The sequence below is a fragment of the Actinomadura atramentaria DSM 43919 genome (assembly GCF_000381885.1).
In the GTDB taxonomy this organism is placed as follows: domain Bacteria; phylum Actinomycetota; class Actinomycetes; order Streptosporangiales; family Streptosporangiaceae; genus Spirillospora; species Spirillospora atramentaria.
This window is the reverse complement of the sequence record NZ_KB907215.1, coordinates 14799-27476: the sequence shown is the minus strand read 5'-3', so window position 1 is coordinate 27476 and position 12678 is coordinate 14799. Positions and strand designations below refer to the sequence as shown.

Here is a 12678-nt window from a genome sequence, read left to right as displayed (position 1 = left end):
GGCTACCTCCTGGTGATCGTGCGGGGTCCGCGGGCGACGAGCCCGTCCCGCCACTGGACGGTGAACGCGCGGAGCGCCGCCGCCGGGACGCGCCGGAGCGCGCGCAGCAGCGCCCGGCCCTCCAGCCGGGCGAGCGCCGCGCCCGGACAGGCGTGGCGGCCGTACCCGAAGCCCAGGTGGCCGGGCTCGCGGGCCGGGTCGACGGCGTCCGGCGACGGGAAGCGCCGCTCGTCGTGGTTGGCGCTGTGCAGGTCGACCCAGACGAACCGGCCGCCGTCCGCCGCGTCCCAGCGCGCGACCGCCCGGACGGGCGAGTACGCGCGCAGGACCTCCTCGAAGACCGCCGCCGGGGCCGCGTCCGCCGCCGCCGCGAACCGCTCGGGGTCCGCGACGGCCCACGCGGCGAGGCAGCCGAGCTGGTTGAGCGGGTTCTCGTATCCGCCGTGCAGCATCACGACGGGCGTGGACCGCGCGGTCTTGACCGGGATCTCGCCCGCAGCGGCGGCCGCCTCCAGCACGGCGTGGAATCCGGCGGCGCGGCCCGCGCGCGCGTCCCGCTCGAACAGCAGCGTCGCGCGCAGCGCGGCGTTCGCGGCCGCGCGCCGCCGCTCGGGCGGCAGGTCGGGTTCCAGCAGGCCGAGCATCGACCGCGTCAGTTCGGCGAGGCGCGCCCGCCGCTCGTCCGGGACGCCCAGCACGGACAGGATCGCGTCCAGGACGAGCGGTTCGGCGACGTCCGCGACCAGGTCGGCCGCGGGGTCGCCGAGGGCGGCCGCGACCAGCCGGCCGGCGGTCGCGTCGAGGTGCTCCGCGACCGCCGCGAGGTGCGGCCGGGAGAGCTGCGCGCGGGTCAGGCGGCGCAGCGTCCGGTGCGTCGCGCCTTCCATGAGCAGCATGTTGTTGCCCTCGGCGGGCCCGGCGTCCGAGACGAGCCCGGACGCCGACAGCGCCCGCACGCACGCGTCCCAGCCCTGGACGCGCGCCGTTTCGGCGGCGGCGTACTCGATCACCGCGCCGCCACCTTCCGCTCGGCCCGCCGGATCAGCGTCTGCGTCAGCGCGGCGAGGACCGCGATCTCCACGGCGCTGCGCAGCACCGCCGACCCGTTCAGGCTCCCCGCCGCCGCGTGCCGGATCGCGTCGCAGACCGCCGACAGCGGGTTGTACTCCACGATCGGCCGCAACCAGTGCGGGATCAGCGGAAGGGGGACGAACGCCGTGCTGAGGAACAGCGCGGGCAGGAACAGCGGCGTGACGGCCTGCGCCGCCTCCGCGCTGCCCGACCGCAGGCACAGCGCGAACGCGAGCCCGCCCCACGCCATGCCGAGGCACGCGGCGAGCGGGACGGTCACGGCGAGCGCGAGCGGCCAGTGCGCGATGTGCGCGCCCGCGCCCCACGCGACGAGCGTGAGGACGACGGCGAACAGCGCGATCCGCGTCCCGTCCGCGAGCCGCCGCCCGAACTGGCTCTGCGCCGGGCCGAGCGGGGACAGCTCCATCCGGTCGTAGAAGCCGAGCTGCCGTTCGACGGCGACGCCGATGCCCGCCGACGCCGTTCCGAGCATCGCGGACATGACGATCGGCCCGGCCAGCACGTACTGCGCGTAGTTGATCGTCGGATCGAACCCGGGCGTTCCCGGCAGATGCGTCCCCAGCCGCTCGAAGACCTGCGAGAACAGCGCCGAGTAGACGAGCAGCACGAACACCGGCACCACGAGCGGCGCGACGAGCGTCTGCGGCCCGAGCGAGACCAGCTCGCGAATCGACCGCCGGTACAGCACCCAGACGGCGTGCAGCCGGACCGCCGTCATGAGCGCCCCCCGCGCCGGGCCAGGGCGCGGTGCTCGACCGTCGCCGCCGGGACGTCGGTCTCGTCCGCCGTGGACTCCGCGAGCCGCGCGAAGACGTCGTCCAGCGTGCCGTGGCCCCAGTGGAGGTCCACGACGAGGACGCCGAACTCGGCCAGCAGGACCGGCAGCGCGTCCAGCGCCGCCTCGCCCAGCTCGGCCCGCACCTCCACGAGCTGTTCCCGAATCAGCGGCGGTTCGTGCGCGGGGAGCAGCCCGCGCGCCGTCGCGGCGGCGAGCGCGTCCTCCAGCGCGCCCGCGTCGTCGCGGACGCGCAGCCGCAGGACGCCGTGCGCCATCCGCGCCTTCAGCTCGTCCGGCGAGCCGGACGCGACGATCCGGCCCTTGGACATCAGCTCGATCCGGTGGCACAGGCGGTCGGCCTCGTCCATGTAGTGCGTGCTGAACAGGACGGCGAGGCCCCGCGCGCACAGGTCGTCCAGCAGTTCCCAGACGGCGCGGCGCAGATTGGGGTCGAGGGCGACGGTCGGCTCGTCGAAGACGATGGCCCTCGGCCCGTGCAGCAGCGACAGCGCGAGCGCCAGCCGCCGCTGCGTGCCGCCCGACAGCCCGCCGACGCGCCGGTCGCGCATCGGGCCCAGCTCGAACGCCGCCAGCAGCTCCGCCGTCCGCGCCGCCGTCGCGCGCGGCCGCATCGCGTACAGCGCGCCGTGGACGGCGAAGTGGTCCCGGACGGTCATCAGCGGGTCCAGCCCGGTCGCCTGCAGCGCGACGCCGAGCAGCGGCCGGACCGCCGCGCGCCGCGCCACCGGGACGCCGAACACCGACGCCTCGCCGCTCGTCGCGCGGATCAGCGTCGCGAGGATGTTCAGCGTCGTGCTCTTCCCAGCGCCGTTCGGGCCGACCAGCCCGACGATCTCGCCCGCCGCCACGGTGAACGAGACGTCGCTGATCGCGTCGGTGCCGTCCGCGTACTTCTTGGCCAGCGAGCGCACTTCGATCGCGTCAGACGCCATGAGACTCGCGATCCTCCGCGTGGGCGCGCAGCATGAGGGCGGCGAGGTCCGCGACCGTCTGGCATTCCTCGTAGTCCAGCATTTCCTCGGGGATGTACCAGTCGTACGTCTCCTCCAAGAAGACGACGAGTTCGAGGAAGTCGAGCGAGTCGAACGACAGGCTCGACCTTCCCGGCTCGGCGGTCGGCCAGAACACGGTCGACTCCGAGACGGCCTCGCCGGCGCGGGCGCCGTCCTTGACGGTGCGGACGCCGGTCCTGATCCCGTCCACCACCGCGTCGTAGGTCATCGGCATGGCGTTCCCTCCTTCAGTCCAGCGCCCGCGCGAGGCGGGCCCAGATGCGGTCGTTGCCCGCCTTGACCCGCGCGCGCAGGCGCGGGGCCTCGTCGAGCACCGCGTACCACTCCAGCCAGTGCGCGGGGTTGCGGGAGATGAAGTCGGCCTGCGCGGAGACGAGGTCCTGGATCACGTCGTCCTCGGACCGCGCCGCGGCGGGGATCGGCGCGCCCGTGCGCAGGACCGCGTCCGGGCCGGTCATCGTCCAGAACAGCGGGGTGCAGGGGCGGCCGCTGAGCCGCGCGATCGTCCCGAGGCCCGCGCCGACGCGCATCGCGTGCCCGAGGAAGCGGGCCTCCGCCGTCCGGACGCCGGGCAGCACCACGTCGGGCATCGCCCACACCGACCGGCCGCCCTTCAGCGCGCGCGTCATCCGCAGCGGCGCGGACCGGTCGGAGAGGTAGACGACGTGGTCGTCGTGCTTGTTGCCCGCGTCGCCTTCGAGGACGTCCACGCGCGCCTTGGTGATCAGCGGCGCGGACGGCGACATCGCCAGCGCGAGCGCCATCAGCGGGAAGCCCGTGTAGTGGAACCCCGACAGGATCGACGGCCCGGCGGCCTCCGCCGCCGCCAGCTCGCGCAGGTCCGTGCGGGCCAGGACGTGGTCGATGACCTCCGCCGGACGCGCCGTCATCAGCAGCTTGCAGACGAAGTGCGTCCAGACGAAGTTCGCGTAGACGTCCTCCGCGAGCGCGCCCGGCGACGGCACGCCGCACGCGGCGGCGGCGTCGGCGGTCGCCGCGGTGAAGACGTCCCGCGCCGGATGCTCGCGGGCGACCTCGGCGGCGAACTCGGCGGACGTCGGGCCGTGCAGCCCGTCCGCGCCGAGTCCGGCCAGCGCGCGCCCCGCGTCGGCCAGCGCGTCGCCGCGCACGCGGCTAGTCACGGGAGCCCGCGAGGATCGTCAGCCGCGACGACTCCAGCGCCGCGACGAGCGGCCGCCGCCGGATCTTCCCGCTCGCCGTCAGCGGCAGCGCGCCGCGCCGCGCGAGCAGCACCCGCTTGGGCGAGACGCCGACGCGCGTCACGATCCGGCCGCTCAGCTCCTGGACGAGCCGCCGCACGTCGTCCTGCCCGGTCACGCCCGGCTCGCATTCGGCGACGATCGTCAGCTCGCCGCCCTCGGGGACGGCCACGACGCGCCCGTCGCGGATTCCGGCGACCTCCGCCGCGTACGCCTCGACGTCGATCGCGTAGATGTTGCGGCCCGCGACCTGGAACACGTCGTCGGTCCGGCCGATGACGTACAGCTCGCCGCCGTGGACCGCGCCGAGGTCGCGGGTGCGGAACCAGCCGTCCGCGTCGGGGATGGGCGCGCCGTCCGCGTACCGTTCGGCGACGGACGGCCCGCGCACCAGGATCTCCCCGACGCCGTCGCCGTCCACCCGCACCTCGTAGCCCGGCAGCGGACGGCCGGACGACACCACGCGGTGCCCCCCCGCGTCCGCGAACGCGGCCCCGCCCGGGATCGACGCCAGCTCGGCGGCCCGCCAGCGGTCGCCCTGCGCGGTGCCGGTCACCGCCAGGACCGCCTCGGCCATCCCGTACGCGGGGGAGAACGTCGTCGGGCGGAACCCCTTGTCGGCGAACAGCTCCGCGAAGCGTTCGAGGGAGCCCGGCCGGATCGGCTCCGCGCCGACGATGCACGTCCGCAGGCGGCCGAGGTCGGGGACGGACCCGCGTTTGCGGGCCGCCATGTCGAAGGCGTAGTTCGGCGCGGCCGTGAACGTCGAGCCGAACTCCGCGCAGGCCGTCAGCCAGCCCGTCGGGTTGCGCAGGAAGCCCTGCGGCGTCATCACGACGAGGTCGAAGTCGTGGACGAGCCCGCGCCCGACCGCCGTCAGCGATCCCAGGAACATCCCGATCAGGCCCATGTCGTGGGAGAGCGGCAGCCAGGTGCAGGTGCCGTCGCCGGGCACCGGTTCCAGCCACTCCATCAGCGCCAACAGGTTCGCGCGGACCATCGCGCCGGGCAGCACGATCCCCTTCGGGTCGGCCGTGCTGCCGGACGTGAACTGCGTCAGCGTGAACGCCGCCGGATCTGCATCGCTCCGCCCGCGCATCGCGAGCGCGTCGTCGTGGGAGAGCGCCGTGACGCCCGGCAGCGGCGGGAGCGACGGGAGGAGCGCGCCGTCCACCAGCAGCGTCGTCGCGCCCGACGCGGCGCAGATCCGCTGGACGAACCCGGCGTACCACTCGAGGTCGGACCCGCGCGGCGGCAGCGGGACCGAGACGAGCGGCAGGCCCGCCGCGATCGCGCCGACCAGGACGGTCGCGCAGGCGCGGGTGTTGGTCAGCGCGACGGCCGCCGGGCGTCCGCCGGACGCCGCCCGCAGCCGGCCCATCGCCGCGCCGGCCCTCCATAATTCGCCGTAGTCGACGGCCGCGCGCTCGGCCGGAAAATGAAGTTTCACGTTTCCGGAGCGCGGGGCGATGATATCCGCCAGCGTCATGTTCCCTGCCGATTCTCGTGACGGTCGGTATGGCGTTCACGCGCGCGGGCGCGCCGCATTGCGATGTGGCGCACCGCACAATTACCGGGCGCGGGGCGGCCGCCCTCGCACTTCCGGTACGACGGTCGAAAACGAGGCGCGGCGGCCTGATCGGGGGACGCGCGCCGACCAGGGACGTCGCGTCGCGCCTAGGCCCTCACCTGCGCGGCGATGGTCTCGCGGCGCCGCCGGCGGCGACCGGGTCCACCGGTCTTCGGCGCGGAACGCGGCCGGAACGCCGCGTCGGAAAAACGCCCATGAGTTCTCCCCGATCCCACTACTCGTGTCGTAGCCAAAGCTGATCTCCGAAAGTCGCTCGGCGATCCCGTCCGCGGCCGCGATCAACGGTTTGAACTTTATCCGGGAGATTCCGGGCGGCAAGGCGCATTCTCTGTGACGGGCCGGTCGCGCCGGGTCATAGCGACTGGTCGACCGCCATTGGCAATTCCTATCGGAATTATGTGTTTGACCGAGTTCGGTCAGCGCGATTTCGGAAAGTTCAACGGCCGGTGTGAAGAATTCTCGCGTGCCCGGACGGCGTTCGGGGCGGCGGTTGTCAACCGCCTTTCCGCGTCGGTCGTGCGCCGCCGTCCCCCGGTCCGTTCCCAGACGCGTCGATCGTCGGCGGCCGGACCGGGGGACGGCCGCGCTCAGCTCCCCGGCCCGGCCGCCGCGACGCCGGGAACCGGCCGGGCGTCGGCGTCGCGCGGCGCGGACGGCAGCAGCAGCGCCCGCCGCGCCCACTCCGGCAGCCGCCAGTTCGCGCGGCCGAACAGCACGACGAGCGCGGGCGTCAGCAGCGTCCGCACCACCACCGCGTCGATGAGGACGCCCGCCGCCATGCCGGTCGCCATCATCTTCACCGTCACGTCCGGCGCGGACGACAGCGACGCGAGCGCGAGGAACAGGATCAGCGCCGCGCTGGTGACGAGCCGCCCGGTGCGCGCGACGCCCTCGACGACCGCCGCGCGCGTGTCGCCGCCCGCGTCGTACGCCTCGCGGACGCGCGCGAGGATGAACACCTCGTAGTCCATCGAGACGCCGAACAGGAAGCCGAACAGCAGCATCGGCACGAACGTGCTGATCGAGCCCGTCGCCGCGACGCCCCACAGCGGCCGCGACCCGAACCCGTGCTGCCAGACCAAGACCAGCACCCCGTACGCCGCGCCGACCGAGAGCAGATTCAGCGCGACGGCCTTGGCGGGCAGCAGCAGCGACCGCATCCCGCGCGCCAGCAGGACGAACGTGAGCGCGGCGACCGCCGCGAGCAGGACGGGCAGCCGATCCGTCACGATCCGGACCGCGTCGGCCATCTGCACCTGGTTCCCGCCGACGAGCGCGCCCGGCGGCGCGGCCCGGCGCAGCGCGTCCAGCGTCGGCCCGGCGTGCGCCGTCCCGATCTCCCGCCGGGGGAGCACCATGACGACCGAGCCCCCGGCCGGACTCCGCCACGCGGGGTCCGCCAGGACGCCGTGGACGCCGGGCACCGCGCGCAGGCCGGCGGCGGTCGCGGCCGGGTCCGTCCCGGCGGGCAGACCGACCGGCACCGGCGTCAGCACCCCGGTCGGGAACCCGTCCCGGCGCAGCGCGTCCAGCCCGTGCGCCGCCGTTCCACCGGACGCGAGCGACGCGGCGGGCGGCGCGGCGACGCTCAGCGTCAGCCCGAACCCGCACAGCACGGCGAGGACGATCCCGCCGCCGACCGCCGCGCTCTTGGGATGCGCCACGATCGCGCGCGCGACGGCCGTCCATCCCCGCCCGGCCCCGGCGGCGCGGCGGCGGCGCGGCCCGACGCGGTCCAGCGGCGGCCCGACGGCGGCCAGCAGCAGCGGGACGACGGTCAGCGCGACGAGCACCGCGATCGACGGGATGAACAGCCCCGCCAGCCCGACGCCCTGCACGAACGACACCGGCACCACCACCAGCGCGAACAGCCCCAGCGACGCGATCAGCGCGCTGAACGCGACCGAGTGCCCCGCCCGCCGGACCGCCAGCAGCACCGCCGCGCGGTCCGCCGCGCCCGCGTCGCGCTCCTCCCGCCACCGCTGGACGAGCAGCAGCGAGTAGTCGATGGACAGCCCGAGCCCGAGCAGCGCGACGATGAACCGCACGGACGGATTGATCCCGACGTCCGTCGCGTACGTCAGCCCGTAGATCGCCACCTGCATCGCCAGCACCGACACCAGCGCGGACACCAGCGGCAGCACCGCCAGCGCCGACCCGAACACCCACACCAGCACGACCAGCGCCAGGCCCGCGCCGACGAGCAGTTCCGTCAGCACGCTGCCCTTCGCCTGCGAGCCGCCCGCGCTCAGCAGCGCCAGGCCGGTCGCCTGGACCCGCGCGCCGGGGACGTCCCGGACGATCGCCGCGCCCATCGCGCCGAGCACCCGCGCGTCCACGGCGCGCCGCGTCGCGGGCGGATACGCGAGCAGCAGCGTCGAGCGGCCGCCCGCGCCGACCAGCGCGCGGTCCCCGGTGCTCGCGTACGAGAGCGTGCGGACGCCCGCGGCGACCCGCTGGGCCGCCGCCAGCGCCGCCCGCACCCGCGGCGCCTCCGCGTCGGTCCCGTCCGGCAGGTCCACCACGAGCGCGGCGGGGTTCCCGGCGACGCCGCCGTACTCCCGCTGCAGCGCCCGGTTCGCCGTGTAACCGGCGGCGTGCATCGTCGTCCCGTCCACGAGCCGGTCGCCGAGCCGCGGCGCGAGCACCGCCCCGGCCGCGGCGACGACGATCCACGCGAGGACCACCCATAACCGATAACGCAATAAGAACGCACCCCACTGCCGCACCGCGCCACCTCCAAGGACGAATTCGGGGAATCCATCCCACCACGCGACTACGCGCGTCGTCGCAGGCAGCGGACACCGCGAACCTGCGTATGCACGATGACCGGCCGGGGGCGGCGGACGCTTTCGTCGGCCGCGCCGACCGCGCACGGCCGGACTTCCGGGAGAGGGCCGCGGAAAAGAAGAGAAGGAGCCCCCGGCCGGATTCGAACCGGCGACCTGCTGTTTACAAGACAGCTGCTCTGGCCGACTGAGCTACAGGGGCGCGCCCGCGGGCACGCCCACAATACCGTCGCGGGCGCGGCGGCGCGCGGCCGACGAACGGGATCAACCAGGCGGTCGCGCCGTAGGCTGGCCTATCCGGCGAAGGGGGCTTCATGACGGTGCGGGACGAGACCGAGCGCGTGCTCCGCGCATGGGACGCGTTCGAGCGGGAGACCGGCGGCAACCCCGTCATCGACTTCGACTGCGCCCCCGCGACGGCCGATTCCGGCCGCGCGCCGCTCGACCGCGCCGCCGCCCGCCGCGAACTGCGCGCGCTCCGCGCCGAGGCGGACGGCGAGGTCGCCGCCCGCCTCGACGCCGACCTCGCCTACCTCGACGCGCTGCTCGGCGCGGACCGCCTCCCGCTGGACGAGTACGTCCGCGCGACGCAGGGCTGCGGCACCGCGGGCCAGGACGACGACCGGCTCGCCGCCGTCCGCGACGCCGCCCGCGCGGCCCTCGCCGACGTCGGCGTCGCCTGGGGCCCGGCCGCGCACCGCGAGCTGCGCGCGCTGGAGGAGCCGCTGCAGATCACCGATGCCCCCGACGCCATCCGCGCCGCCGTCGCCGAACTCGAACCGCTCGTCCGCGCCCGCACCGGCAGCACCGCCGAGTACCGGCTGAGCATCGAGCCCGTCGCGGTGGACGCCTACTGGGCGTACTGGCTGGACGGCGCGGGCTCCGACGTGCGGCTGCGGCTGAACCTCCCGCAGGTCGAGTTCACGCGCGTCGGCGCGCGGCAGTTCGCGCTGCACGAAGTCCTCGGGCACGGGCTGCAGAGCGCGAGCCTGACGGCGCGGGCCGCGCGGGCGGACGTCCCGTGGGTGCGGCTGCTGTCCGTCCACGCCCTGTACCAGGTCGCGCTGGAGGGGCTGGCGCAGGCGTGGCCGCTGTTCCTGCTGCCGGAGGACCGCCTGCTCACGGCCCGCGTCCGGTTCGACCACTACGTCCAGCTCGTCCGCGGCCGCTCGCACCTCGCGGTGAACGCGGGCGTCCCGATCGCCGAGGCCGCCGCCGAAATGCAGACCCACATGCCCTGGTGGGACGGGAAGATCGGCCTCGACGTCCTCAAGGACCGGCGCGACGACCCGCTGCTGCGCTCCTACCTCTGGGTCTATCCGACGGGCATGGACTGGTTCGCCCGCCTCGCCGACGAGGCCCCGGCCCCCGTCGCGGACGCCGTCCTGCGCGCCTCGTACGCCGCACCGCTCACTCCGGGCGCACTGGCGGCGCTGTGGCCGGACGGCCCCCTGCCCGCCTGACGACGATTCGGTCACTCCGCCGCGCGGTTTATGTAGCGCCCGCGGCGAGGCCGGGCGTCACACCGCGCGCACGCCGGAGAACACGGAACAAACCCGCTTCGACCCGTTCCTCCGGATATGTCGGCGGCGGCTTGACCGCGTCGTGGTCTCTTTTTCTCCCATTCTCGTGAAGCGGCCACTATCCCCCACCATTCTTTGATCTCATAGTGACGTCATCACTACATAGAGTCATCACGAGGTCAGGGAGGGCCGGATGGTCTGGGACTCACGACCGCCGGAGAACCGGGGCGGCGGCCGTGCCCGGCAGCGGCCGGGGACGCGCTTCGCCGTCATGGCGGGCGACGACAGGTTCCGACTACTGAGGAGGAGGTTCCGCCGGCACGCCCTGGCGATCGTCGGCACGTTCCTCGGCTGGTACCTGCTGTACGTGCTGCTGTCGGCGTTCGCCCGCGGGTTCATGGCGCAGCGCGTCGCGGGCAACGTCAACGTCGCGCTCGTCCTCGGCGTCCTGCAGTTCGTCACGACGTTCGCGCTGGCCTGGTGCTACACCGCCTACGCGCGCCGGTCGCTCGATCCGCTGGCCGCCGAGCTGCGCCGCGAGGCCGAGGCCGCCGGGCCGCTCGGCGCCGCCGACGCCGACCGCCGCCTCGCGCCGCGCGCCGGGCGGCACGCCAAGGGCGCCCGGCCCCCCGCCGACGAGCGGCCCCGCCCGGCGCACCCCCGCCACGCCGGCCTCGCCCGCGACGCCGCGTCCCCGGCCCGGCCCCCGGCCCCCCGCCCGCCCGTCCACGACGCGGTCCCCGACCCGCGCCCCCGCCGCGCCCCCGATCAGCAGCGCTCCCGCGACGGCGGCTGGACCGGCCCGATCCGCACCGACCCGGGGTGGCTGCGATGAGCACCGCCGCCGAATTCGCGCTCGGCTCCCTCAGCGGACGCGCCCTGACCTTCCTGATGTTCGTCGCCTTCATCGGCATCACCCTCGGCATCACCCTCTGGGCGCGCGCCACCACGCGCGGCGCCACCGACTTCTACGCGGGCGGCCGCGTCTTCTCCGGCCCGCAGAACGGCATCGCGCTCGCGGGCGACTACATGTCCGCCGCGTCGTTCCTCGGCATCGCGGGCCTCATCGCGCTCTCCGGCTACGACGGCTTCCTCTACTCGATCGGCTTCCTGGTCGCCTGGCTGCTGACGCTGCTGCTGGTCGAGCTGATGCGCAACGCGGGCCGCTTCACGATGGCGGACGTGATCGCCTACCGGATGCGGCAGCCGCCCGTCCGCACGGCCGCCGCGGTCTCGACCGTCACGGTCTCGGTGTTCTACCTGCTGGCCCAGATGGTCGGCGCGGGCGCGCTGGTGTCGCTGCTGCTGGGCATCCACCCGGGGGAGACGTTCCTCGGGATGTCCGCCGGGGTCGCGCAGGTCATGACGATCGTCGGCGTCGGCGCGCTGATGATCTTCTACGTGATGTTCGGCGGGATGAAGGCCACCACCTGGGTGCAGATCATCAAGGCGGTGCTGCTGCTCGGCGGCGCGGTCGTGCTGAGCGTCCTCGTCCTGGCCCGCTTCGGGTTCGACCCGAGCCGCCTGCTCGGCTCGGCGGCGCGCGCCAGCGGGCACCACGACGCGTTCCTGCAGCCCGGCCTCAAGTACGCGCAGGACGTCGCCGGGAACCCCCGGCAGACGATCATCAACAAGCTCGACTTCATCAGCCTCGCGCTCGCGCTGGTCCTCGGCACCGCGGGCCTGCCGCACATCATCACGCGGTTCTTCACCGTCCCGGACGCGCGGGCCGCGCGGACGTCCGTCAACTGGGCGATCGGCCTCGTCGGCGTCTTCTACCTGATGACGATCGCGCTCGGCTTCGGCGCGACCGCGCTCGTCGGCCGGTCCGCGATCGTCGCGCAGGACCCGGCGGGCAACACCGCCGCCCCGCAGCTCGCCCGCGCGATCGGGCAGCACTTCTGGGGCGACCTCGGCGGCGACCTGCTGCTGGCGTTCATCGCGGCGGTCGCGTTCGCGACGATCCTCGCGGTCGTGTCGGGGCTGGTGCTGGCGTCGTCCACCTCCCTCGCGCACGACTTCTTCGGGCACGTGCTGATGCTCGGCCGCCCGCGCGAGTCGCAGGAGGTCGCGGTGGCGCGGTTCGCGGCGTTGGTGATCGGGACGCTGGCGATCGTCCTCGCGGTCATCGCCAAGAACCTGAACGTCGCGTTCCTCGTGGCGCTGGCGTTCGCGATGGCGGCGGCGGCGAACCTGCCCGCCATCACGCTGTCGCTGTTCTGGAAGCGGTTCAACACGCGGGGCGTCGTCGCGGGCATCTACGGCGGGCTGGCCAGCTCGCTGGTGCTCGTGTTCTTCTCGCCCGTCGTGTCGGGCAAGGTCGACCCGGTGACGGGCGCGAGCCAGTCGCTGTTCCCCGCCGGGGTCGACTTCCACGTCTTCCCGATGGAGAACCCCGGGCTGGTGTCGATCCCGTTCGGGTTCCTGTGCGCGGTGCTCGGCACGCTGCTCAGTAAGGAGGAGCCGGACGAGGAGCGGCACGACGACCTCGCCGTCCGCGCGCTGACGGGCGCCGGTTCGGTCTGACGCCGCGCGTCGGCGGCCCCTTCCCCGAGTTCCCGGGGAGGGGCCGTGTGCGTTGCGGCAGTGCCCGCTTACGTGGTGAAACCGACATCCCGGACGGCCTTGTGTTACTTGCGAGTACGGAAGGC

10 protein-coding genes and 1 tRNA gene are annotated in these 12678 nt (G+C 74.5%); 3 read left to right on the top strand and 8 right to left on the bottom strand.

From position 1 onward, the window contains the following. Window positions 1-2: 2 nt before the first annotated feature. The 8 genes from G339_RS0119460 to G339_RS0119425 form a co-directional block, all read right to left on the bottom strand. Window positions 3-1010, bottom strand: coding sequence for a cytochrome P450 (locus tag G339_RS0119460; RefSeq protein ID WP_019632744.1), 1008 nt, complete (start codon window positions 1008-1010; stop codon window positions 3-5). After that, a complete protein-coding gene (locus G339_RS0119455) occupies window positions 1007-1810 on the bottom strand; it encodes an ABC transporter permease (RefSeq protein ID WP_019632743.1) in 804 nt (267 codons plus the stop codon). The genes G339_RS0119460 and G339_RS0119455 overlap by 4 nt, the downstream gene beginning before the upstream one ends. Beyond that, a complete protein-coding gene (locus G339_RS34490; protein WP_019632742.1) occupies window positions 1807-2823 on the bottom strand; it encodes an ABC transporter ATP-binding protein in 1017 nt (338 codons plus the stop codon). The genes G339_RS0119455 and G339_RS34490 overlap by 4 nt, the downstream gene beginning before the upstream one ends. Further along, the gene (locus tag G339_RS34485) at window positions 2813-3118 is read right to left on the bottom strand and encodes an acyl carrier protein (RefSeq protein WP_019632741.1); all 306 of its coding nucleotides are present in this window, start codon (window positions 3116-3118) and stop codon (window positions 2813-2815) included. Before G339_RS34485 ends, G339_RS34490 begins: the two co-directional genes overlap by 11 nt. 13 nt (window positions 3119-3131) lie before the next feature. Next, window positions 3132-4046, bottom strand: a complete 915-nt coding sequence (locus G339_RS0119440) for a lysophospholipid acyltransferase family protein (protein ID WP_157407898.1) — start codon at window positions 4044-4046, stop codon at window positions 3132-3134. Next, window positions 4039-5613 carry an AMP-binding protein gene (locus tag G339_RS0119435; RefSeq protein ID WP_084693323.1) on the bottom strand — a complete coding sequence of 525 codons (1575 nt, stop codon included), beginning with the start codon at window positions 5611-5613 and terminating at the stop codon, window positions 4039-4041. Before G339_RS0119435 ends, G339_RS0119440 begins: the two co-directional genes overlap by 8 nt. Window positions 5614-6302: 689 nt before the next feature. Continuing rightward, complete coding sequence (locus G339_RS0119430; RefSeq protein WP_019632738.1) at window positions 6303-8402, bottom strand: MMPL family transporter; 2100 nt, start codon at window positions 8400-8402, stop codon at window positions 6303-6305. Between the two features lie 230 nt (window positions 8403-8632). After that, window positions 8633-8706 (bottom strand) — tRNA-Thr (locus G339_RS0119425). 112 nt (window positions 8707-8818) lie between these two features. Here G339_RS0119425 and G339_RS0119420 point away from each other — a divergent pair. The 3 genes from G339_RS0119420 to G339_RS0119410 all read left to right on the top strand — a co-directional run bounded on the left by G339_RS0119420 (window position 8819) and on the right by G339_RS0119410 (window position 12553). Continuing rightward, on the top strand, window positions 8819-9967 hold the full coding sequence (locus G339_RS0119420; protein WP_019632737.1) for a hypothetical protein: 1149 nt from the start codon (window positions 8819-8821) through the stop codon (window positions 9965-9967). Between the two features lie 253 nt (window positions 9968-10220). After that, window positions 10221-10862: a DUF485 domain-containing protein gene (locus G339_RS41010; protein ID WP_019632736.1), complete on the top strand. Its 642-nt coding sequence runs from the start codon at window positions 10221-10223 to the stop codon at window positions 10860-10862. Next, window positions 10859-12553, top strand: coding sequence for a solute symporter family protein (locus tag G339_RS0119410; RefSeq protein WP_019632735.1), 1695 nt, complete (start codon window positions 10859-10861; stop codon window positions 12551-12553). Before G339_RS41010 ends, G339_RS0119410 begins: the two co-directional genes overlap by 4 nt. The last annotated feature ends 125 nt before the right edge of the window (window positions 12554-12678 follow it).